This is a genomic window from Gymnodinialimonas sp., from assembly GCF_059726805.1.
The window spans coordinates 3,955,138-3,976,771 of record NZ_AP041059.1; the positions used below are offsets into that span (position 1 = coordinate 3,955,138).

The 21,634-nt window shown below is 53.0% G+C and carries 18 protein-coding genes; 7 read left to right on the forward strand and 11 right to left on the reverse strand.

Going from position 1 to position 21,634, the window contains the following annotated elements:
• Positions 1-72: 72 nt before the first annotated feature.
• Positions 73-1,008, reverse strand: coding sequence for a lipid A-modifier LpxR family protein (locus AC6I9R_RS19315; protein WP_461428509.1), 936 nt, complete (start codon positions 1,006-1,008; stop codon positions 73-75).
• Positions 1,009-1,196: 188 nt separating this feature from the next.
• On the opposite strand from AC6I9R_RS19315, the gene AC6I9R_RS19320 reads away from it, so the two are divergent.
• Positions 1,197-1,448 carry a hypothetical protein gene (locus AC6I9R_RS19320; protein ID WP_461428508.1) on the forward strand — a complete coding sequence of 84 codons (252 nt, stop codon included), beginning with the start codon at positions 1,197-1,199 and terminating at the stop codon, positions 1,446-1,448.
• A 291-nt stretch (positions 1,449-1,739) separates the two neighbouring features.
• Here AC6I9R_RS19320 and AC6I9R_RS19325 read toward each other — a convergent pair whose 3' ends face one another.
• Complete coding sequence (locus AC6I9R_RS19325; protein WP_461428507.1) at positions 1,740-2,123, reverse strand: hypothetical protein; 384 nt, start codon at positions 2,121-2,123, stop codon at positions 1,740-1,742.
• An 89-nt stretch (positions 2,124-2,212) separates the two neighbouring features.
• Here AC6I9R_RS19325 and AC6I9R_RS19330 point away from each other — a divergent pair, with 89 nt between their 5' ends.
• Genes AC6I9R_RS19330 through AC6I9R_RS19340 form a run of 3 tightly spaced genes read left to right on the forward strand, consistent with a single transcriptional unit; the run spans position 2,213 to position 5,564 of the window.
• The gene (locus AC6I9R_RS19330) at positions 2,213-3,769 is read left to right on the forward strand and encodes a recombinase family protein (protein WP_461428506.1); all 1,557 of its coding nucleotides are present in this window, start codon (positions 2,213-2,215) and stop codon (positions 3,767-3,769) included.
• On the forward strand, positions 3,769-4,668 hold the full coding sequence (locus tag AC6I9R_RS19335) for a plasmid partitioning protein RepB C-terminal domain-containing protein (RefSeq protein WP_461428505.1): 900 nt from the start codon (positions 3,769-3,771) through the stop codon (positions 4,666-4,668). Before AC6I9R_RS19330 ends, AC6I9R_RS19335 begins: the two co-directional genes overlap by 1 nt.
• Positions 4,665-5,564, forward strand: coding sequence for a plasmid partitioning protein RepB C-terminal domain-containing protein (locus tag AC6I9R_RS19340; protein WP_461428504.1), 900 nt, complete (start codon positions 4,665-4,667; stop codon positions 5,562-5,564). The genes AC6I9R_RS19335 and AC6I9R_RS19340 overlap by 4 nt, the downstream gene beginning before the upstream one ends.
• A 327-nt stretch (positions 5,565-5,891) precedes the next feature.
• Here the strand turns inward: AC6I9R_RS19340 and AC6I9R_RS19345 are convergent, their stop codons facing one another.
• Positions 5,892-6,137 (reverse strand): type II toxin-antitoxin system Phd/YefM family antitoxin, encoded by a 246-nt coding sequence (locus AC6I9R_RS19345; RefSeq protein WP_461428503.1) that lies wholly within the window; start codon positions 6,135-6,137, stop codon positions 5,892-5,894.
• A 344-nt stretch (positions 6,138-6,481) separates the two neighbouring features.
• Here AC6I9R_RS19345 and AC6I9R_RS19350 point away from each other — a divergent pair, with 344 nt between their 5' ends.
• Positions 6,482-7,051, forward strand: a complete 570-nt coding sequence (locus AC6I9R_RS19350; protein ID WP_461428502.1) for a metallophosphoesterase — start codon at positions 6,482-6,484, stop codon at positions 7,049-7,051.
• Positions 7,052-7,061: 10 nt separating this feature from the next.
• On the opposite strand, the gene AC6I9R_RS19355 is transcribed toward AC6I9R_RS19350, so the two are convergent.
• The 8 genes from AC6I9R_RS19355 to AC6I9R_RS19390 all read right to left on the reverse strand — a co-directional run bounded on the left by AC6I9R_RS19355 (position 7,062) and on the right by AC6I9R_RS19390 (position 16,208).
• Positions 7,062-8,876: a TniQ family protein gene (locus AC6I9R_RS19355; RefSeq protein WP_461428501.1), complete on the reverse strand. Its 1,815-nt coding sequence runs from the start codon at positions 8,874-8,876 to the stop codon at positions 7,062-7,064.
• Positions 8,873-9,889, reverse strand: a complete 1,017-nt coding sequence (locus tag AC6I9R_RS19360) for a TniB family NTP-binding protein (protein WP_461428500.1) — start codon at positions 9,887-9,889, stop codon at positions 8,873-8,875. Before AC6I9R_RS19360 ends, AC6I9R_RS19355 begins: the two co-directional genes overlap by 4 nt.
• Entirely contained in the window at positions 9,882-12,017 is a 2,136-nt protein-coding gene (locus tag AC6I9R_RS19365; protein ID WP_461428499.1) for a TnsB C-terminal domain-containing protein, read from the reverse strand. The genes AC6I9R_RS19360 and AC6I9R_RS19365 overlap by 8 nt, the downstream gene beginning before the upstream one ends.
• Positions 12,014-12,712: a TnsA endonuclease N-terminal domain-containing protein gene (locus AC6I9R_RS19370; protein ID WP_461428498.1), complete on the reverse strand. Its 699-nt coding sequence runs from the start codon at positions 12,710-12,712 to the stop codon at positions 12,014-12,016. Before AC6I9R_RS19370 ends, AC6I9R_RS19365 begins: the two co-directional genes overlap by 4 nt.
• A gap of 175 nt (positions 12,713-12,887) precedes the next feature.
• Entirely contained in the window at positions 12,888-13,154 is a 267-nt protein-coding gene (locus AC6I9R_RS19375) for a helix-turn-helix domain-containing protein (protein ID WP_461428497.1), read from the reverse strand.
• A gap of 440 nt (positions 13,155-13,594) precedes the next feature.
• The gene (locus tag AC6I9R_RS19380) at positions 13,595-14,437 is read right to left on the reverse strand and encodes a protein NO VEIN domain-containing protein (RefSeq protein ID WP_461428496.1); all 843 of its coding nucleotides are present in this window, start codon (positions 14,435-14,437) and stop codon (positions 13,595-13,597) included.
• A gap of 218 nt (positions 14,438-14,655) precedes the next feature.
• Positions 14,656-15,012 (reverse strand): very short patch repair endonuclease, encoded by a 357-nt coding sequence (locus AC6I9R_RS19385; protein WP_497863015.1) that lies wholly within the window; start codon positions 15,010-15,012, stop codon positions 14,656-14,658.
• 44 nt (positions 15,013-15,056) lie between these two features.
• Positions 15,057-16,208, reverse strand: a complete 1,152-nt coding sequence (locus AC6I9R_RS19390) for a DNA cytosine methyltransferase (RefSeq protein ID WP_461428495.1) — start codon at positions 16,206-16,208, stop codon at positions 15,057-15,059.
• A 406-nt stretch (positions 16,209-16,614) separates the two neighbouring features.
• On the opposite strand from AC6I9R_RS19390, the gene AC6I9R_RS19395 reads away from it, so the two are divergent.
• Complete coding sequence (locus AC6I9R_RS19395; protein WP_461428494.1) at positions 16,615-19,890, forward strand: DISARM anti-phage system protein DrmE domain-containing protein; 3,276 nt, start codon at positions 16,615-16,617, stop codon at positions 19,888-19,890.
• The gene (locus tag AC6I9R_RS19400) at positions 19,887-21,632 is read left to right on the forward strand and encodes a nuclease-related domain-containing DEAD/DEAH box helicase (protein WP_461428493.1); all 1,746 of its coding nucleotides are present in this window, start codon (positions 19,887-19,889) and stop codon (positions 21,630-21,632) included. Before AC6I9R_RS19395 ends, AC6I9R_RS19400 begins: the two co-directional genes overlap by 4 nt.
• Positions 21,633-21,634: the final 2 nt, after the last annotated feature.

A 21,634-nucleotide genomic window follows, 5' to 3' on the forward strand; every position in this document is an offset into this window, starting at 1 on the left:
CGCTAGCAGAGGTGATTCGCTCAAATCAATAGGGTGATTCGCGAAATCGTCCTGGGGTGAGTCGTGAAAGCCTCAGAACCGCAGCATCAGGGAGGCGGTGCCCACAAGCTGGCCTTCCTCCTGACCTTCGAATTCCTCGGACAGGTAGGTGATGCCGTAGAAGAAATCGACGGGGCCGAAGCCCTGGGCGACGCCGCCGCGCAGGCGGAAGCGCATATCCTCGGGCGCGGGGCCGTTGGAGGGCAGGAACACCGAATTCTGGACATAGGCGATATCGCCGCCGAGCGCGAAGCTCCACCCGCCGACGCTGTCGCCGGGAATTGCGACGATGCGCTGGCCCGTGGACACGTCGCGGATCAGGAAGGACTCTGGGTCATAATTGCCAAGGCGCACGTCCGCACCGACGCGTACCAGCGTTTCCACGCCAGCCTGTGCTTCCACAAAGGGACGCACGCTGGCAGTGCCGACGGTAAACGCGCGCCCGGCCTCGACCGTCGCGTTGAGGTAGGTGCCGTCCTCGATCATGAAGTTGCGCAGGTCCACGTCAGAGCCGCCGAAGGTGCGGTGAATGCCATCATGCAGGTTCATCAGCCCGGTCTGTTCACCGGTCAGAACCAGATCCAAACCCGCAGAGACCTCCAGCCCGCGATAGTCGAAGTGGGTCGCCGCCCCGAAATAGAGCGCCGGGGCATAGCGGCGGTCCCCGGGGGCCGGGGCCGCGAGGTTATCGGGCGCGATGATCTCGCCCCGGAAACGGAATTCGATCAACGCGAAAGGCTCGTAGGGCAACGCGCCGTCCCATTCATCGCGGCCCCAAAGGCCGCTGACCTGGTAAGAGCCCGTGCGCCAGCGATCGTAGCGGTCGCCGATGGGCATGCCGAACCAGTCGTTGGAAAAGATCTGCGTGAAGCCAAGGTGCGTGAAACCGCTGTCCTGCGCAGCGGCAGGCCCGCCAAAAGACGCGACCAAAAGGGAGAAGGCCAAAGCCCTGCGTGTTGAGAATGTCATTACAACTGCCCGTATGTTTTTTTCTTTCCGACAGCGGTGTCGGTGATTTGTGGCGAATTTAGCACCGATTGTGGGCAGTCTGCGGGAAATGTGCTGAAGGGGGGCTTAACGTGCCCGGCTGAGGCATCGGGGTGACACCCAAAGGGCAGCCATGGTGTTGCGGACTGCGAGAAGAGGGCTTTCTGAGGATGATCAAATTGCCCAATTTGCACCGCCGGATCGGCGCGGCGCTACTCGCGTTCATGGGGCTTTTCTTCGGCCTGATGGCCTGGGTTGAGGCCCCCTTCATTTTGCGCCCCCATGGAGAGCGTTACGCCGTGGCTGGAACTATGGATTGGATGATCGACACGCTCAGCCCCAGCGGTGCAGCCTTGGCCTTCGCGGTCTTGGGCGTGTTGGCGGCTGTAGTTTTCTGGCGCTTAACTGTCTCGAGCGACTGAGGGCGGATCAAAGAGGTCCCGCAGGGCGGCGGCTTCGCGTCTCAGAGGCTCGGGGATCCGGGCCCAATGGCCGCGCCGCCACAGCAGGCGACCGGAGGCGGTCGTGATCAGATGATCCTCCACCCGCCGGAACCGCATCTTAGCGCCCTGCCCTGTAGATTGCCCCATAGAATTGCCATTTCACTTTTGTAAGCCTTTGAATTCATTCAATCCGAATTTCGGCATTGTAAGACACTTTGCCATTCATGACCCCATAAAACTGCCATTCAAGGGCAAAATCTGAAATTTTAGTCACTTCCGTGTTCTCACCAGGTGTCCCTGCTCTTGAAGCGTACCAATCGCCTTCAGGATTGTTTCGAGTTCTGCTCTAACCACTTCCAGGCTGGCAAACACATGCGCTTCACTGCGTCCCGCGAGAGAAAGCACTGCTAAGAACACCGCATCAGAGTTTCTCATCAGTTCGACCAGATGTTCTCCTGCGGGCGCATGGGTGCCAGAAATCCAGTTTCTCGCGGTCCGTTCGCTTACGCCTGTCCACCGCATCGCCGTCTTGGTCGCCTGATGTGTGCCTCCCAACTCACTCGTTAGTGCCCTCCAAACCGCGTCACGGTATTCTATCGGCCCGTTCTCTTTTGCGCTTCCATTTTGAAAAGTGTTGCCTGTCTTCGGAAACATCTTGCCGCCCTTCCCATGCTAAAAATGGAACAAGGAATCGCAAACGAACTGCGCGGATTTAAGAATTTGAATGACGGAGGGCAGCAGCATTGGGCTGGCCAGAAGATGATCATGAACAGGACGAACGTCGCAAAGCAGCGCAGTACGTCCGCATGTCGACCGAGCATCAGCGCTATTCGACGGCAAACCAGGCGGATGCGATCCAACGATATGCTAATGAGCGCGGCCATCAGATCATCAAGACCTATTCAGATGCGGGAAAGAGTGGTCTGCGCATTCAAGGCCGCGCTGGTCTTACCCAATTGATCGAAGATATCGAAGGTGGCCAAGCTGATTTCCGGACTGTGTTAGTGTACGATGTCAGCCGTTGGGGTCGTTTCCAAGACGCCGACGAAAGCGCCTACTACGAGTATGCCTGCAAGCGCGCGGGCATTTCAGTCGAATACTGCGCCGAACAGTTCGAAAATGACGGCAGTACGATGTCAACGGTCGTCAAAGGCCTGAAGCGCGCGATGGCTGGTGAATACAGCAGAGAGCTGTCGCAAAAGGTTTTCGCAGGTCAGTCCCGCCTTATTGAACTGGGCTACCGTCAAGGTGGTGCGCCGGGATTTGGTCTAAGGCGCATGCTGATTGATGAAGCCGGCAACGCGAAAGGCATCCTATCCCGCGGTGAACATAAGAGCATTCAGACTGATCGTGTGACGCTCGTACCAGGGCCGGAAAACGAGATCGCCGTTGTAAATCAGATCTTCCAGGAATTCGTTCGAGATGGTCAATCTGAGGCCGAAATCGCCGCGGACCTCAATGCGCGCGGGATCAAGACCGATCTGGATCGGAGCTGGACGCCAACCGTCGTGCGGCAAATCCTCACCAACGAAAAGTACATCGGCAACAACATCTGGAACCGCAACTCATTCAAACTGAAGAAGCGTCATGTCCGCAATGATCCCAGCTATTGGGTACGCGCGGTTGGTGCCTTTGAAGCTATCGTCAGTACAGACCTTTTCGAGGCTGCGGGTGCAATTATCGTTGCCCGCTCTCAACGGATGTCCGACGAGGAAATGCTGGAAGGTCTGAAAGAAACGCTGGAACAACACGGATTTCTCTCCGGTTTCGTGATCAACGAGGCCGCTGGTCTGCCGTCGAGTGGCGCGTATCAAAGCCGGTTCGGCAGTTTGCTGCGGGCCTATAGTCTTGTCGGGTTCAAATCAGATCGCGACTATCGCTATATCGAAATCAACAAACGCCTGCGGGGCGTTCATGCTGATATCATTCGTGATGTTGTCGCCGGCGTCGACGCGGTCGGTGGAACGGCTGATCGCGATGCGCAAACAGACCTCATAACCATCAATGACGAGTTCACAGTGTCCATCGTGATCGCGCGTTGCATGCAGACAGGTGCTGGTGCGTTTCGCTGGAACATTCGCCTCGATACCGGGCACTTGCCCGATATGACAATCGTTGTCCGGATGGGGCAAATGAACGAATTGCCACTGGACTACTATTTGCTCCCAACCTTCGAAATCACCCAATCGAAGTTGCGCCTGTCAGAGAACAATGGTCTCTCGCTTGACGCATTCCGTTTTGATGACCTGTCGCATTTCTTCGCGATGGCGGCGCGCGCACCGCTTCTGGAGGTGGCGTGATGAGCGACACTGATCTCAAACAGACGGTACTTGTTCCGGTCGACGCGATCACCGTCGTTAATCCGAGGGTTCGCAATCAAAAGGTCTTCGAAGAGATCAAGGCGAATATCGCTGAACTTGGGTTAAAGCGACCGATCACAGTTGCGGCACGCGAGACCGCGGGGCGATCTGAACCAAGCTATGAACTTGTGTGCGGTCAGGGGCGGATGGAGGCGTTCAAAGCCCTCGGCAAATCCGAAATCCCAGCGATTGTCATCAACGCTAGCAGCGAAGACTGTCTTGTGATGAGCCTCGTCGAAAACTTGGCGCGCCGTCAGCATCATTCGCTCGATTTGCTAAGAGACATCCGGCGTCTCAAAGAAAGCGGATATTCAGAACGGGAGATCGCCGCCAAAACACAGCTTTCCACAAAATATGTGCATGGCGTCATCAAGCTTTTAGAAAGCCATGAACATCGCCTGTTACGCGCAGTTGAAAGTGGAAAGATCCCGGTCAGCGTGGCGGTAGACATCGCCGACGCGCAGGACGTCGAAGTACAGTCAATTCTCAGGCAGGCCTATGAGAAAAAGCTTCTCCGGGGTGGCCGGCTTTTGGCGGCGAAACGTCTTGTCGAAGCCCGTCAGAAGCACGGGAAAGGGCGAGCATCGTCTGATGGCCGTTCCCGCAAGAACCTGTCGGTTGAGAGCCTACTGAAGACCTATGAGAACGATGTTGAAAAGAAGAAGATGCTGTTGCGTAAGGCGCATGCCACACGCAGCGAAATGCTCTTTCTCCTGCAATCGCTCAAAACACTGATGGCTGACGAGAACTTCGTCACGCTGCTGCGTGCTGAAGGATTGGCCAGCCTGCCAAAGACGATTACCGATCGGCTTTCGCATGCGGAAAGTGCGCCGACATGACCACAAACTCCAGCGAAAAAGAGGTCGTCGCTGCCTTCGAACGGGAGCTACTGACGGTTCGCTTTGATCAGATTGCCCCTCTTTACATTGTCGCACCGCAAAAGAAGTCGAGTACAAAGTACAAACAGATCGTCGCCTCGATTCACGAAATTGGTCTTGTCGAACCCATCGTCGTGGCACCAGACAAACATGAGCCGAACCAATACACATTGCTGGATGGCCATCTGCGCCTGGAGGTGCTGAAAGATCACGGCCATTCCGAGACGCAATGCTTGATCTCAACCGACGATGAAGCCTTTACGTACAACAAGCGGATCAATCGTCTTGCGACCATTCAAGAGCACAAGATGATCTTGCGGGCGCTGTCCTTGGGCGTCCCCGAGGAGCGCCTGGCCAGTGCGTTGAATGTGAACATCAAAACGATCAAAGAGAAGCGCCGCTTGCTCGACGGTATCTGCGATGAGGCTGCCGATCTGTTGAAAGACAAGCAGGTCGCGCTGACCAGCTTTCAGATTCTCAAGAAGATGAAACCCATGCGCCAGATCGAAGCGGCGCAGCTTATGGTCGCTATGAATAAATTTACGATCAATTACGCCCGGTCTCTTTTGGCAGCGACAGCGGAAAACATGTTGGTATCCGCTGCCACGCCGAAGAAGATCAAAGGGATTTCGCGCGAACAGCTTGAATTAATGGAACGCGAGTCCGCTAACCTGGAACGAGAGGTTCGGCTCGTCGAAGACAGTTACGGTGCGGACCATCTCGATCTCGTTCTGGCACGCGGATACATATCAAAGCTGATGAGCAGTGATCGGGTCGCGCGATATCTGTCGATGCATCACCAAGAATTTTTGCCCGCATTTGAGAAGATCACCGAAACGGAGGCCTTTGCTTCCTGATTGCCAACGTCGGCCATGACGATTTGGGGACCCGGACCCATGAAGCGCGGGGACCGCAGGAGACGCCGCACTGTGGGGCGGATCAAGCGCGGTGATGGGGATGGCGGCGAACCTGTCTGGGCCCATCGCGCCGCGCCATATGCCCGGCCAATTCTGTTCCAGCCCGTCTGCGCGTGCTCATCATTTTGCGAGTACGCGCAGACAACCCCTGGCAGAAACCATGTGTCGTAACGAACCGTGAACGTCGCTGAACGGGTGTTATGTAAACCGCCTTCAGGTTGAGTGCGGTCACGGACGTTCATCCCAACAGAATGGTATGATTTGGTTTCATAGCTCTTCGATGCTCATATTTGCGGGCAGCTCACTGGCGCGTGTTCGAGCAATCTCAACAAGGTCAAGGTCGTCCAACCGATCCAGCATTGCCTCATATGTCGCCGCTGGCACGAGGTAGGCCATCACCCGGTTGTGGTTTAATATTGCGACGGGACTACCCTCAGCGTCATCTATGACCGCAGTAGGGCTTTTCTTGAGCTCCGATACGCTCGCCGCGATGCTTGCGTCTATCTTTTGCACCTTAGTCTCCCTCGGTCAATTTTGGGCAAGTCCGTGAACGAAAACCGACGGCCATCTGCTGTCATCGTAATAAAATAGTCAATAAGCACGACAAGCGTTCACTTCAATGGATGTGCAGCATTGCCCTGCTATAGCCTCACCTCGAATGCGAACTTCTAATCATGGATAGCCAAACACACCAAAACCCGCTAGGAGACCTAGCATGATGAAATTGCGCAAACATAATACCCATACTTAGCGCCCGAATTAATAGTAGGCGGCTTCGCGCTGTTCGCCTATGATGATCATCATCCCCGCATCCATCCGTCGCCGCCCGCGTAACCAACGCACGACGGAGAACACACATGACCAACTGGTATACTGCCGATACCCATTTCGGGCATGAGAATGTCATTGGATTCTGCAATCGCCCCTTTCGCAACTCGGGACAAATGGATGCCATTATGATCGAGAACCTATGGGCAAAGGTGAACCCTGATGATGACCTTTGGATCGTCGGAGACTTCGCCTTTGGCCCAAAGGCCAAAGAGCTGTCCTATCTCACCGAGATCTTCGGCCAGTTGCCGGGTGCCCACAAGCACTTGGTCGTCGGGAACCATGATCTGGAGCCGACGCTGGCGTTGCCTTGGGATAGCATTTCACACCTCGCCGAGGTCCGGGATGGCCCAAAAGACCAAATGCATACGCTCTACCATTACCCAATGATCACATGGAACCACGCTCGTCGCGAGGCGCTTCAACTCTTCGGTCATGTTCATAACAATTGGAAAGGCTCAAACAACAGCGTGAATGTCGGCGTCGATGTCTGGGGTTTCATGCCAGTGCGGTTTGAAGACGTCGCCCGCCGAGCCCGATCTCTGCCCGCCAACAAGCACTGGGCAGATGTCGAGCACAACGCAAAGGAACTGGAATGATCCTTCGTATCTAGGCCAACATGTCCGGCAAGAGCTTCCTTGTTTCATAGATCGTGCCCACGCACCCTTCAGGCATCCCGAGCGGCGCGATCCCGAGCTTTCTCATCCTCGCCATTACTGATCTGGGCGTGGTGCCATGCATTTCAGCCAGACGCTTTGCGGGGATAAATTGGTCCAGGAACAATGCGTAGTCATTTGGTAAAACAACAGCCGCCGCTTTGCGTGTCACAGGATTGCGTGAAGCCGTGGCGCTTAAATACCCGGCTTCGATCAGAAACTTCACGGCCGGATCGTTGATGCTCAACAACTGCTTGAGCTTCGCCTTTGTATAGCCTTCCACACCGACGCCAGCCAGCTTGCCAGCGAGTTCCGAAACACTCAACCGTACTGCCAAGTAACCTTCGGCCCTCTTTTCCTGAGCGATAACATCCAATTGGTTACGTACGATCAGTTCCACAATCTCTGCCGCACCGCATACCAGTTTGCGGCAGGCGGTCTGAATGTCGACGAGGTAAGTTGGCAGATCACCGATGCATCGTTCTTGGGTCAGCTTTTCCAAGAGCAATATGACATCTGATCTGGCATAGTATGGTGTAATTTCGCCGAGCCCTGGCATCGGCTGCAAAATACGTCCTGAAAGAAGCGCATCAAATTGCGCGCGCGGAATGTTCAGCTGCTTTATGGCCATCCGACGCGTGATGCCGCCGTTCAACTTATCAAGCACCGGCTGTGATGCTTGCGCACAGAAGACTTGACTGATGGGATTGTCACTCGTTGCAATTGATGACCTCAAGAACCCGGCCGCAACAAGAGCTTGTCGAGAACGCTTCGTGGATACGCGGCAATCCCGCGCAAACGTCGATAGATTATGGACGCGGCGTTGTTCGACTATTTGCCCAAAGACGGTTTCCCCGGGGCCAACAGGAAAAGTCTCAACGATGTAGTCACGGATTAGGTCTTTGAGGGGGTCGTATTGCACATCCAGGGCTGAACGGCTGAGCCACTGATACAGGCTGCCCAAATGTGCTTGAGCCTTCGATTTCACCCTGGGTCGAGGCAACTCTCTAAGAGCTTCTACGACGTCCTTGGTGCCGCCAGAGGTTATGCGGTATCCAATATCACCAACCTGCCTCCGTTCGTCATTTGTCAAGGCGCTGATACCGACATCGGCTCCCCGATCCACCAACAATCCAAGAAGCTCACAGAAGTATGCGGCAGCATTGCATTCAAGCGCATCGATCCAACGGGGCAAAGGAGCTCCCATTGCTCGTGCCTCAATATAACTTGAAAGCCCAGATGGCGCAGAGACGGTTGCATCCTCAGCGGCGCGCATAATGTCCCATCTCTGCTCGAGGCACCTCTTTGTAAAATCGTGAACTGACCCCGCATACCCAACGCGCTCAAAGCTCCTGAGAAGTACCCCGTGCTGCGGACATTGGCGCATGAACGGAATGTGCCAAGTCGCTTGACCAACGATACCTTCATCATCTGGATGCATCGTCTGTGCCACGCAACACGGGCAAAGACGCAGAGATGTTCGTACGATCCAACGCCTCTCGATGAGCTGGTTGGCGATACGATACTGCGTGTTCTTCAGTTTTTCGATTGACCAGCGAAATATCTCATCGGATGTCAGCCCTCCGAGGTGGCCGAGTTTCTGAAGCATCCAAGGGTTACCGTCAGCAATACCTTGCATGTCGAGGTCTTGATCGACGCAAAATTCGTGCGCTCCAGACAGGCCATTTTCACATGCGAGGCGGGACACATAGGATGCCGGCGTCTCAAGGCGTGCCAGCGTGGTGCGAATTGGTAATGGCCCTCTCATTTGCCCACCTTCTTCCAGCGTGAGACCGCGCGTTGAATGGTCGTGCCATGCGCATCAGGGCCGAGTGCGGGCAACAAGCGCTGGACGTCCAAATCGTCAAACTTGGGTGCGAGGAACGGGTTTAAACCATCTGGTGCTCCGTTGCGCTTCCCGTAATAGGCTGCGAAATGCGCAACTGTTAAGTGCGTGTCACGTCGGTAGAGACAAACACGAATGGCCTTCTTCACGAACTCAAAGACCAGCCCTTGTTCATACGCGGCAGCATGGAAAAGCCGCATCACAAAATCTGAGGTCTGCACTTCCTCAGATAAGCCCAATGAGACGGCCCCAGCGAGATGCTCAAGCACCATGGGAACACCACCACCTTCTGTGGCGAATGAAACTTTCGGAATTTCGATTGGCTCAACGCGACGTACCAGTTGATTGTCCAAATTGACGAGCTCAACCAGTTCGTGTGTCCCTGTCATGACCACATTAACCGGCCATGTCAGGTTGTTCATCAAGGACTTCATCGCACTCAATGCAAGGCGGATTTCTCGACCGTTTTGATTGAAGATCAGATCCTGGCATTCATCCAAGCAGACAAACTTAATCTCCCGTTTGCGAAGTTGTTTCGCCACAACTTCCCAAACTTCATCCGATTTACCGCTTTTGCGTTTGCCATATCCGACATCTTCTAAGATGCGTTGACCAATCTCCATCACCGTGGTCGTCCCGGGCACGCGCACCAATATGATGTCTAGCTGTCGGTCAGCGGTGTTTCGGCGAATGTCTGGAAGTGACTTAACGACATTTTTCAACAACCACGTCTTTCCGCTACCTGGTGCTCCCGCGAGCAATATGCCCTCGGTTTCTGTGTCCAAATCTGCCTGCGCTTCCGCGCGGCGCTTATACAGCAGCTCTTGGAATTGCGTCTTAAACTGCGAGTAGGTTCGGGTCTTAACGAATACTTGTTCCAATCGCGCGCATTGCGCGGCAACCCATTTATGATAATCCTCGGAAATCTCATTCATAATCGATACTCCAGGAAGTGCCGGGCAGTTCATCATCTGGAGACAACTGGACGTCTTGCCCAGTTTCGCCCGATGGTTCGACTGCTTTGGGGTCGTCATCATCGGGAACAATCAATTCGCCGAACAAGCCATCCGGATCATCGACAACAGGGTCGAACTCGACTGAGACCCCTAGATTGGTTTTCTGCTCTTCCCACGCGATCTGCGCTTGAGTGATATAGTGCTCGGTCAAACTTTGACGGATGTTTGCCTTGCGATCGATCGTTGTGATTTTCAGTAATGAGTTGTCGACTATGCTCTGCACCATGAGTGCTTCACTCCGAAATTTGGTTCGGAAAGCTGTAAGCTGGGCCTGCCAATCCTGCCAAGCCACTCCTTCAAAACCCCGCTTCACACATTTGGAGGGATACCATCTGTCGCCGACCTCGATCGACACGTAACCGATATCCAGCGGATCAACTCGAACGCGAAATTCACGGTCCCAGCTGTGTTTGACGTATTCTCGAAGTTCGTCACAGACGTAGTCTAGACAGGCAAACCTAACCCCTCGGTTGCCAAGCTTGCTGTTGATTTCCAGTCCAAAAATGGCCCGTCGGGTTATTTGATCCACCGGCACCGCAGTGCGGGTTTCAGACAACCGTTTCCAGCAGTTTGCAGGTGTTTCTCCATGCAATCCACCGTGCTCTCGGTTATGATAAACGTCCACGATAAACAGGACTAATATTTGGGTCAGCTCATCATCGGTTAGAGCGGCATGCTTCCCTGGGTCAAAGCCACCTTTCTCCGCGATCGATCCAAAAGTGCGCGCGGTCAGGAGCGGCATTAACTCTGTACCAAACGCGCGGAAAATGCGTTCAACGCGACTGCGCAACCTTGCAACGCCAGCTGGAGTAGTCGTTTTTTCCGCACCTAGATCATTCGTCACTCGCCGCACATCCGGCGCAATTAATGCATTGCCATTATCGTGTACAATCTCGTGCGGATTGCCTCCCATAGGCCAGGCACATGCACAGCCGAACGCTTCTGCGATATCCGTCTTGTCACGCGTCAGCTGTTCGATCACCTGAACGACGCTACCCGCTTGCGGCTCCGCACTTATTTTGACGCCAACGACACACCGCGTCGCGCAGTCCAAAGCCAAAGTCAGCCAGCGACGTCCCTTAGGAATTTTCTTACGAAGATCGTCATCCATCATCTCCACGACAGCTGTGGTTTCAAAAAGCGTTGAAACATCAATTTTCCATTCGTCGATTTCGATGCGTTGCATTGGAAATTCGGCACGCACACCGTCATCGGCAAGGGAAAAGTAATTATTTGCGGCATCGAGCCCAAACCGTCGAGCATATGCAGCAAACGGATCAATACGTTTGACTGCATTCTCAACGGCCTTGCGGCCAGGAACACGCAAAGGGCGTTGGCCTTCAGCCTTTCGCAACCTGTTCTGTTCTCGAAACATCCTTTTGGCATGATTGAGCACATTGGCGGGTGAAGGCTTACGTGTTGTCGTAAATTCCATCGTCGCCTTGTTCAAAAGGAGTCGCGCTTCAACGGCAAGGCGGAGTGTACGATTTCCGCACTTGCGCCATCGAGGAATGAGGGCCGATGCTCGTTTGCCGCATTCCAAGTATGCGTTTGCGAGGTCTCGCGCCCGGCGCGCCCTCGGCACCTTGTAGGCCTTTAGATCGGCAGCCCCCGGATTGTCTCGACCGTATTCTGCAAAGTACTTCTTACAATATTTTCGAACGCGACGTTTTATCTTCTTACGATGTTCCTCATAACTGCGATCTGTTTTCTTCATTCTCCCATCAGCATAAAACTCTAGATAAACACCGCAGAAATAGGCGCGAACAGAGCCTTCAAAGCGCTCACGCGGTGTACAAAGGCTCATCATCAGGTCCAGCTCACGCGCTCGAAGTGTGTCATTCACCTGACTGAAATAGTGTCTTTCGTGCCGCCAGTGTTGGGATTTGAATCTTTCTGCGATCTCATCGTGAGGCAAGGTTATGGTGATGTCGTTTGCATCCAAGCGCTGAAATACAATTCCTTCTTTTGTGGACCGAAGAGGACGGAGATGAATCCCATGATCTGTAACCCGGTCCATCATGTCTAATACGAAGTGGAAGCTCATGATAAGGCTCCCTTCGTAACAACCGAACTTAGTTCAAGGTAGCCCTTGCAGATCTGCTTCAAAGCTCCTTGAAACACGGCCCGGACCACTGCGGCGAAGCTGCGACCAACCAAGCCGATAAGCTTGCAAAGGTTCTCAATAGACACATGTCCGATAAGGGTACTCAGAACATCTTGGAGAGCACTATCTGCGTCATGGTCTGGGGAGTTGGTGAACGCGTGGGAAAGGTCAGCATTGTAAGCTTGTTCCCGCGTAAAACTGCGGTCGGTCACCAACATGAATTTGTCGGCATAACCTTTGGGCATTTGATCCGCCAACCTGCGTAACTCACGCCGATACTCAGCTTTTGCGCGCTCCTCCGGCCGATAGGCAACAGCAACCTTCTTGCCGCAAATCAATGTCAGCAAGAAATCCGGTGTGTGGTGTCGTGTCTTTCCGTCTGAGTCATAGGAAAGCCGATTGGGCTGCTCCCAGATGTCATAAACATTCGGCATGGCCGCATAAAGCAAAAGGCAGTTTCGTTCGCCCCGGCTATGTGTATAGAAGACCCTGTCCTGGCCGTCCGCTTTTGTCCGCAACACAAGCGAACTGCGAAAGCTCCCTCTGGATCTGGCAGGTGGAAGCAAAGTTGCTTTGCTTGGAAGTGGGGATTTGAAACCGTTGATTTCGGCGTCTTGTAGTCTGCTCGTTGTCATTGTCCATCTCTCTGTCAATTTTGTTGATTGAACACAGCGCGAACGGCAGCGCGGCCCACGCTGTGCTTGACTTTTTAGTCCTTTGAAGAGATGCTAGAGACATGTGGTAGGACTGCCTATCTGAAGCGGACCCCTTTGCACTTTGCCGAGTGCGGGGGTCTCTTCTATTTCTGGGTTAGCTGGCTTTACGTGGGTCACCTTCCTTTCGTTCGCAGTCTATCGAAACAAGCGCATCCCGGAACTCTAAGTGCCAGAGTTGTTCCACCGGAACTCCCAAGGTATCTGCAACGAAATGCTGAACGTCAGCATTTTTTCTTTGTTTCTTAAGGGTTTTGCTTACAAGACTCGTAGAAACACCGACCTGGCCCGCGATGTCTGCGAGCGTGAGGCTTTTTTTCTTCAGCTCGAAACGCAAGCTGGCGGCATAGGATTCAGAGTCCACGTCAAAAACACCCCACGGTCTGCATCCAATCGGACACAACATGATGTGTCCATGATTGGACACTACACTAACCGAATCACCAGGGCAAACAATTTATCTTTCCTTATCAATTAGTTAGTTATCATTTTGACTGTTAACTTTAGTTTGCAAAATCTGAACGTTGTTTCACGAACGGCTTCTCCTCTAAACCCGCCAGCATGCGCGGATTGTACGGGATTGGGTGACATTGTCGGTCGAGAGACGAGCGCTTACGGTACGTGTTCGATGCGGGGGACCAAAATCACCCAGATTAACAAAAAAGACCGGTAAACTGCGTCGCCAAGAAAAGTATGGCGGCCAACTTAACTGCGTACTCCCCCGAATTAAACCTAGGGATTGGTTCTCGCTGTTGGCATATTATGCCGCATTCGAGCCAATTCATCTACCAATCATTTGTCAGCTCAATTTGAGTCATAATGGAAGTTGGCCTGAAAGCTTGTGGCGGTTAGTGCCACGTGGGCCTCTAAGGGAGGATGCAATTCGAATGCCCTCGGTTCCCGAGAGAAATTCCAGAGTCTGAAAAGGGTCCAAGTGTCGTGGTTATCCTCTGCGACCGCCAGTTCATTTCGGGAGATGTGAAACGGTGTGCGTTCCCAACCGTTAGTCGTTTTCACTTCAAGCAGGCGGCTGTTTCCTTCGGGTGTGAAGCTCGAAATGTCATATCCTGCACCATCGCCGTCTTCTTGGCTGACCCACCGCACTTTCTTTGCAAGGTCATGTCGGCCCACACTGGTGAGAATGGCACGTTCATGCTGAAGGACGCGCTTCTCTCCAGCCCTTCCCATAGATCTGTTTCTCTCATCTCGACCCGCCACATCAAATTCTCGGGCCACGGCCTGCATTTGTTCTAATTCGTCCGGTGGTGGCGTATTCTGCGTGGTGGGCGGAGTGCCAATCCAGATAGCCCCTGGAGGCTCCGATGCTTCCATTTTGGGTGTTGTTCTCAGTGCAGGCCAGCCACCATGCTGCTGGAGACACCGAGCAACAGCATCCTCCAGGAATTTCTGAAAATTGAAGGCGGGCTTGTATCCGCTGATCCAGGTTTCACCCAGCCCCTTAAGAACCGCCGAGATATTTTGGTGTTTGAATTCGATCGAACCCTTGGAGCGGCCAATCAACACTTGCAGGGCACGGTTGTGAGCCGCTTTGTTGTACCTCGTGCCCGACAACTCATCAATGAGCATGGAAAAATAGTCCGCAACAATGGCGTCATTCTCCCAATCTGACCATTCCTCACCACTCATGCCGCCAGGCTATGCGAAGGGATTTCCGATGTCACGTACTGGAACCGCCGAGCTTGGTAGAGGGTGGCCAAAGGAAGGGGTTTAAAGGAGAAAAGTGCATTGTTTTCTCGATTAAATTTCCCTCTGGTCGTCAGGACAGACGCGTCATTTCCCGTCAAGAAATCTAACCAGCCTCTCTCTAAGCAAGAATTTCTTTCTTGTCTCGCACTCCCAGATTATCAGAACTGCCATCCAAGAGCACAAAGCTCCGAAATTTGCCGTTCATCCCGACCAACATTTTTGGCAAATTTCTTCTCCCAAAACGCAGTACGTGTTTTGGGCATGGTTGTTCGAGAGCAGTTTGCATGTCTGTGCCAGAAGCACCCATGCACAAATACGATTTTCTTGAGACGCGAGAATACTAGATCGGGAGATCCAGGAAGAGTTTTGACATGAAGCCGATACCGATACCCAAGCGAGTGGCATATGCGACGAACTATCATTTCGGGTTTCGTCCCCCGTTGTCCAATTGATGCCATCATCTTGGACCGCTGAGGGTCAACTGGCTCCTGAAAGTCGGGTTTCGCTTTGGCCATATCTCAAAAGGATTTTTCGCGTCTGGAGAGGGGCGTTTTCTCACTTATACGTCAGATCTATGAATAGGCTGTAGTTCAGAGGCACAATCAACGGCCGCGTCCAAACCGGAAAGCCATTCGGCGATTGGTTTCAATAGCGCCGCTGCAAGGTCAACAGGGACAGCGTTGCCTATCTGACGGCCCGCGGCAGTGAGACCACCCGAAAAGACAAAATCATCAGGAAAGGTTTGCATTCGAGCGGCCTGCCGAACCGTGATCCCATGATGTTCCGTCGGGTGGACAAACCGCCCCTTGGACGGATTGATGCAGGCAGTTGTCATCGTCGGCCCCGGTCGGTCGGGGTCAATTCTTCCATACACGTCTTTATGACCGTCGTGTTTCTTGTGGCACGGCAGAATCCTACCCGAGTCCTTGCGCGACCCGCCGTTGGGAGGTGTATTTCGAAACGCTTCGACCAATTCACGTCCATGTTTCATGTGTATGTCGTTGGAATCTTGATCAGGGGGCGATCGGAACACCTCCTTGCAATCCATCCAAGGCGACAGACCGTCATCATAATTGGAGTGACTCGGTGCTGGAGGCCATAAAAATGAGGACGTCGAAATATCAAGTCGCGTTCCTAATATGAACACCCGCTTGCGTCTTTGTGGAACGCCAAAGTCTCTTGCGTCCAAAACAGCAGGAGAGAAAACTCTGTAGCCAGCCTCGTTGGCTCGCGAGTTGAACTCATCCAAGAATTTTTCGTGGCGCGGCCACAATATCCCAGGAACGTTCTCCATAAGAAACGCACGGGGCTGCAGGGCTTCGACGAAATTGAAGTAGCTGAGGATAAGTCTGTTTCTTGGATCGTCAACTCCGGCATCGTTGATGCGATGAGTAGAAAAACCTTGGCAAGGCGGGCCTCCAAGAACGATATCGCATCCGGACTTGGAGAAGTGCTTCTCTACAAGGCATTCAGGCTTCAAATCATTGATGCTGTCATCGTAAAGCGTCGTTCTTAGCTGTCGCTTCTCGATGAAGTTTTCCCGGTAGGTCTCGACAGCATACTTATCGTTCTCAACCGCAAATTCCACATGGAACCCGGCCTTGAAGGCTGCTAGGGAAAATCCTCCAGCTCCACAGAACAAGTCCACTGCCTGCAGCTGGTTGACAGAGTTGTCCCCAGGGACCCGATGTAGGTTGTTTCCTCCGTCCAACCGGGACCCTCCCTTTGATGACTTGATTGTCAATAGCTCATTGCAAACAGTTTTTTATGATCTTAGGGCGTTTAGCGTGATTTTCAAGAAAATGACGGGCGGGGTGGTACTGTGCGCCCACACTTCCGAACAATAATGCAGAAAGAGACCATCGCCACCTCAGTTCCGGTAACTTCTTGGCAGCAACCCGCGACCGGTTGGATGGCTTGCCTGCTTTGAGACGTCGTTTTTCTGGAGGGTAACTCTCAGAGAAGCAACAACAAACAAAATCAATTGAGGGTGTTCGCAACGATGCGTTGAAGGAAGCGCATTCGCAATCAAAAATTGATCGACATTTCCCCAGCAGCGCTTAGAGTTGCTGATAAGTTGATGGGCTGTGCATGCTAGCACCGGTGGGATCACGCAGGTGAGCAGTCTTTTCAGAGAGGTGAAGAAAGTGAATCCCGGCCCCTTTGGCCAATTTGAATGCGACTATCCGTCAAGAAATCGTATTGAGGCAATAAGCATCGAGATTGACGACATTTCCAAGTCAATCGGAGAGAAGATAAATGGGTGGGAGAGCATCCTGCCCGGCATCTCTGCATGTTTGGAGGCATTTGCGGAACTACCAGTCAGCAATGGCTATCAAGTCCTTGGATGGTTACGCCTCGCTGCGGTTTTCAGACGTAAAGCGATAGAGGGCGATGGCACTGCCCGTGACGCATTTGCTGCTCTGTATTTCCTCAACCAAACAAGGAAATCCTGGCAAAAAGAAGAGAAGTTGCGCGAATTGAACTGGGTCCAGGACCGTGCTCTTGATCAACTGGGGATGAACTTCGAAGGCGGCTGGATATACAACGCCATCACAAAAGCAGAAATGCACTCCATCCAACAGACTGTGCTCAAAACTGCCGAGATTGACACGCGACGTGTCGGAGAAATCGCCAACAAGATTTCCGCTCAAGTCAAGACTATACGAGGTCTAAAGATCATCGCGGATATCACCGATTTTGATCAGAAATTGGAAGCATTGATCGAAGCGGCGGGGGGAGATGGCGTTGGATCCAGTTTAGCTCGGGCTGCGCTCGTATATCTTGCGGAAACTGAAGACGTCATACCGGACGGCCTGGGGATATTGGGGCTTCTTGATGATCTCTATGTCATTGAATGGGCCTATGCCACCGTTGAAGAGCAAGCATATGGCCTCCCGCATTTAAGCAGTTTGCAACAACGAATTCCCCAATTGGAAAGCTCATATCTCACAGCGGGCGGTATGATGCTGGATCGCTTCGGCCAGTATGTCGTCGGAAATGCACAAGCAGTGCTTGAAAGCACGCAAAATAACCATATTGCTTTGCGGGATGCAGAAGTCTTTCTTGTGCCTGTAGTCGGGGCAGTCACACTTGCCTCTATGCGCGAAAATGCTCAGACCGGTGCAAGCGCACGATGGGAAGAAGGTGCTATCATCAATCTGCTGAACTTCGGTCAGCGCCCAGAGCGTGTGCGATACTTAGGTAATCAAGTCATCGCAGGTGACGAGAAGATCGTTGTGGAAGTGAGTTCATCTGGACGGTTGTATCTGCCTACAATCCTAGGGGCCTGCATGGAGACATCGCCTCGGCAAGATTACAAAACCTTGTCGAGCGGGCCCGCCGTTTCCGCATGGCAGAAACACCACTCTATCGATCCACTACATTTTCTTTTGAAAGGACGGCCCCGAAGCGATGCGCGGCGTGCCGTACTTGTCGTGGCCCCTCGAAACTTGTTGGAATACTACCTACCTTCCCTGCATTGTCGCGGAGAGGCAATTTCGAAAGTAGTCGGTGCCACTTGGGTAAGCGGAACCGAGCGTGAAGAACCCATGTCACAAAGCGTTATTGAACGAGCGATGATCTACGCATGCGGGTCCGCGATGGTCGCGAGAAATCTGATCGAAAATCCCCCTGCGGGAGTGGTCGGGTTCGATTTGATAGCTTTCGGTTCACAGACCTACCGCGAGATAAATGCCGAATTCGTTGGTCGAGAAGTTCCATCCCTACGGATGCTTTGTTTAGCGGACATTTCGGAAGTACCTGGTCCACCCCGGGATGCCTTGATCATGGAGGATGACATAGTTTTACCCTGGTCACTGAGGCCACGAGGTTTCAGGCAAACTGATCCTTTGGCACGCGGGCTGAAGCGGCAATACAATCATTGGATCGTTGATCGACGCATTCAGGTTTTCCCCAGCCCTGCACTGGCTACAATCAACGAGTTCTTGCAAAATCGACATGATGATCCGGAAGATGACTTCTCTCCGATTGTGCAGCAACTAAGAAGCTTCCTCTCCGATGCGGGCAAGATGCCGCGTCCGGGCAGCTCCGTGGCGGCCAAACTACAAGAACGGGCCTTAGCTCTGTCGAGGGCAGCAAAGGCGGAGGCACTTTATGACCAGTCTCTAGTTGGTGTCGCACACGCGCTTGATGATCTCTCCGAGAATGGTGGATTTTCCCCTGATATCTTTAGTGAAGCAATCGCAAATGAGGGCAAACCGGTTACAATCCTCTGCCGGTCCCAACAGGAAGCCAAAGAAACCACGGCCCTGTTGAACGAGAACGGTTTCTACGGTGCAGGCCTTACCGCGCCAGAATTATTTCGCGTTGCTCCCGTTGAGCATTTGGTCGTCCCCGGCTGGCACGGTGCAGAAACAATGCGCCGGCTCGATACAATCGTTCCCGCAACAAAGTTGGACTATCTTATGTTCAACTTTCAAAATGAATGGCTCGAAAGAGTGACGGATGGTGTGCGCAGGCGCGTCCGCTCTTTCAAAACTCCTATCGAACACTCAAACGAAGGACGCATGCCCATCGGAGATGGAGAGCAGTTGATATGGCCCAGCCCAAAGAGATCCAAACCCACGCCAAGCGACGACCTATCAGAGTTTATCCCACCCACCGAGAAGCGCCCCGACCTTGATCGGCTGTTCAAACGCATCCACCGAACCGCAAATTACGGGAGCGATGCAATGGTCAGTGGAACCCCTGTTATCCTCGACGACTACTCAGCTTACATGTTCTTGCCTCCTCATGCTGACCTGGTTCTCTTGAATAGAGACGCCTCACGGCCAGAAGATGCCTGTATACCCGTCAGCCAATTAGGAGAAGGTGATGTTTTTGTGCTGAAGGATGGCTCTCACCGAGAGCTCTTCCAAGAACTCGCTCCCAACTATTTGAGGGATCCCAGAACTACATTGAAAATGGCCAACCTTTGGAGGCAACCTATGAAGAAAGCCTATGCTGCCGGGTCTGTTCCATGGAGCAATTTTTGCAAACGGTTGGCTGCTGCAGGGTTGCGTCGATCGGATATGGCGTATCGAAACTGGATCAGCGGGCAAACCGTCGCGCCAATGAACTATCGTGCAGTCATTCCGAAAATTTGTGCCCTATCCGATGATCCGGAAATTCAAAAGTCTGGCGAAGCTTCGGCACAGGCCGTTTCAGCGCTGTATGGAGCCCGCTATGAAGCCGCAGATCACATTTTTGAGCAACTTGTAAAAGGAACGGCTGATCAAACCACAGGAAAATTGCGGATAGAAGTGGGAAGCACTTGCATCGACCTCAATATCCACCGCGTGGAGTATGTTGGTCAGGTTGCGACTTGTGCTGGCTCGCTTCTGTGGCAACTGCAGGGGCTTGATCACAGTGCGGCAGCGAGGTTGTCATGACCGTTCACATGATACCTCCCATTTGCAGCCCGAATGCCACCTTTACCGAGCAGCAGATTTTCAACGAAATCAAAAGTATGAAGGCCAAGGAAGAGGTATACTGCTTCCAGTCAGTCGGATTAGAAAGACATGGCACCAAGGAACATGCCGAATGCGACTTCGTTTTGATGACCCCACGTGGAGTTTTCTGCCTTGAGGTTAAGGGGGGCGCAATTCAGCGGAAAAATGGGATTTGGACGATCGGATCTGGGGAGCGTTCGTACACCACCACCGAGGGGCCATTTAAACAAGCCGAAGGTTGTCGATGGGCAGTCTTGAAACATCTTCAGGAACAGCGAGTTCTGTCCCGCAAGGACGCTCTTTTCGGCTGGGGAGTAGTCCTGCCATCCGTCGTTTTCGAATACCAAGACGCGGAATGGAGCCAGGACGTAGTTTATGATCTCCGCGATCAGAAAAATCCATTTTCTGCATACCTGAAAAGACTGGAGGCTTACTTCGCGCACAAGCGGAAAGAGAAGGGTGGAAGAACCATCTCTCCTCTCTCCTCGGAAAAGTTGCGAGTTTGTGCTGACGCTATGCGCCCCGACTTTGAAACCGGGTTGACCGTTTTGGGTCTCGTGATCGCAAGCCAGCGAGAAGCGCCTGCTCTAAGCCGGGAACAATTCCGAGTACTAGACCTTGTCTTGAGTCCACAAAACCCGAGACTGATTTGTTCCGGAGGGCCTGGAACGGGTAAAACAGTACTGGCGTTGGAAGCCGCCCGCCGGATTTCGGCAGAACGACAGAACGTACTCTATCTTTGCTTCAACACCGAACTGGCCGCCCATCTCCCGGTGGAACGCGGCGACGCAAAATACAAGATCGCAACGCTCCACAAATTCATGCACGACATCATCCGCCGTGCTGGTTTGTCACCGGCGGTTCCCATCGGAACTTCAGAAAAGGAGCACTTCTCAACGGTTTACCCAGCACTTTTTGAAGACGCTTGTGAAATCCTATTCGAGACCGATGAGCTTCCACAGTATGACGCGCTGATTGTGGATGAAGCCCAAGATATTCTAAACGAAAGAAATCTTGCTTGTCTGACGTTGATCCTGAGCGGCGGTCTGAAGGGACGCTGGGCCATCTTCTTGGACCAAGGCGATCAGGCAAACGTTTATTCACGCTTCGAAAAACATGCTTTCGACACCCTCATAGAAGCCGGAGCTGTATCAGTTGAATTGAGGGAAAACTTCAGAAACCCTCCGAAGACTTCTGCCGAAGCGTACTTTTTTTCGAAGGCGGCCGCGCCGGAATGCCGCCGTCAGCTCAATTCGCCCGTGAAGTATATCGGCGTCACAACCGACAAGGAGGCTGCTGCCAAGCTGCGCGCCCTTCTTGTAGAATTAATCCGCGACGGCGTTTGTCCTGCGGACATTGCAATACTGTCATGGCGAAGGGCTGGGCAGCGGCTTGTGGACCGCTTTCCACCAAACGTTGGCAAACCATTGGCTGCGCCTCGAGAGGCCCAACCTGATAGGCAACAGATACTTTCCACTGGAGTAGCAGCATTCAAGGGACTGGAATCAGAGATCGTAATCGTCACCGATGTTCCAGATAGCCTCGAAGATGAATGGCAGACCAGCCTTTTACTCGTTTCTCTCACACGTACGCGCACGAAATGCTACGCCATTGTTCCTAACTCCTTCATTCAATGGCGAGCAATTGAAATGCTGAAATCTCAAAAGTGCATTAAGGACTAAAC

What these genes read in the sequence shown, in the direction of transcription:
- AC6I9R_RS19315 (WP_461428509.1), bottom strand. Translation starts at nt 1,008, where the DNA reads ATGACATTCTCAACACGCAGGGCTTTGGCCTTCTCCCTTTTGGTCGCG.
- AC6I9R_RS19320 (WP_461428508.1), top strand. Translation starts at nt 1,197, where the DNA reads ATGATCAAATTGCCCAATTTGCACCGCCGGATCGGCGCGGCGCTACTC.
- AC6I9R_RS19325 (WP_461428507.1), bottom strand. Translation starts at nt 2,123, where the DNA reads ATGTTTCCGAAGACAGGCAACACTTTTCAAAATGGAAGCGCAAAAGAG.
- AC6I9R_RS19335 (WP_461428505.1), top strand. Translation starts at nt 3,769, where the DNA reads ATGAGCGACACTGATCTCAAACAGACGGTACTTGTTCCGGTCGACGCG.
- AC6I9R_RS19340 (WP_461428504.1), top strand. Translation starts at nt 4,665, where the DNA reads ATGACCACAAACTCCAGCGAAAAAGAGGTCGTCGCTGCCTTCGAACGG.
- AC6I9R_RS19350 (WP_461428502.1), top strand. Translation starts at nt 6,482, where the DNA reads ATGACCAACTGGTATACTGCCGATACCCATTTCGGGCATGAGAATGTC.
- AC6I9R_RS19355 (WP_461428501.1), bottom strand. Translation starts at nt 8,876, where the DNA reads ATGAGAGGGCCATTACCAATTCGCACCACGCTGGCACGCCTTGAGACG.
- AC6I9R_RS19360 (WP_461428500.1), bottom strand. Translation starts at nt 9,889, where the DNA reads ATGAATGAGATTTCCGAGGATTATCATAAATGGGTTGCCGCGCAATGC.
- AC6I9R_RS19365 (WP_461428499.1), bottom strand. Translation starts at nt 12,017, where the DNA reads ATGAGCTTCCACTTCGTATTAGACATGATGGACCGGGTTACAGATCAT.
- AC6I9R_RS19370 (WP_461428498.1), bottom strand. Translation starts at nt 12,712, where the DNA reads ATGACAACGAGCAGACTACAAGACGCCGAAATCAACGGTTTCAAATCC.
- AC6I9R_RS19380 (WP_461428496.1), bottom strand. Translation starts at nt 14,437, where the DNA reads ATGAGTGGTGAGGAATGGTCAGATTGGGAGAATGACGCCATTGTTGCG.
- AC6I9R_RS19385 (WP_497863015.1), bottom strand. Translation starts at nt 15,012, where the DNA reads ATGGCCAAAGCGAAACCCGACTTTCAGGAGCCAGTTGACCCTCAGCGG.
- AC6I9R_RS19400 (WP_461428493.1), top strand. Translation starts at nt 19,887, where the DNA reads ATGACCGTTCACATGATACCTCCCATTTGCAGCCCGAATGCCACCTTT.